The 423-nt window shown below is 48.2% G+C and carries 1 protein-coding gene; it reads right to left on the bottom strand.

Annotated elements, in window-relative coordinates; all coding sequences use genetic code 11:
* Nucleotides 1-43: 43 nt before the first annotated feature.
* Nucleotides 44-423 (bottom strand): thermonuclease family protein (locus tag E0D98_RS25900; protein WP_131891547.1); only part of this gene is annotated, 380 nt, incomplete at its 5' end.

The following is a 423-nucleotide window of genomic DNA, read 5'->3' as shown; positions in this document are numbered from 1 at the left end:
TGTTGTTTATTTGTAATTCTGTGTGGTCATTTTTATTTTCTTTTCACCACAGCCATGGTGGAACAGGTTTTTTATCTGCCCACAGACCCCGCTTCATTGTTCTGGCCTCTCTCTGGTATGCCGGCAGGGTGTAATCTGTGTTGAAATCAGGATATACCCAGGCTGCACCATGCTGTACCAGCCAGCGGTTAACTTCCATGCCGTCTTCGGTATATACCCGTCCCAGAATACGCCCGTAGCGGTCTGTCTGTGTGTATGTCACGGTTACGGGCGTATTTGCCACAAGGCTTTTAAGTTGATTCATTGACCAGCGTCCAAAAGGCTGTTTCTTTTCTGGCGCATCAATATTCACAAGACGAATCCTCACGGGGTGCCGGGCCTGTAATATCTCCAGAGTATCACCGTCCAGCACACGAATAACGA

Source organism: Escherichia sp. KCJ4928 (assembly GCF_004352695.1).
GTDB lineage: Bacteria > Pseudomonadota > Gammaproteobacteria > Enterobacterales > Enterobacteriaceae > ECMA0423.
The sequence above is the reverse complement of the archived record's forward strand: the minus strand, read 5'-3'. Positions and strand labels throughout refer to the sequence as shown.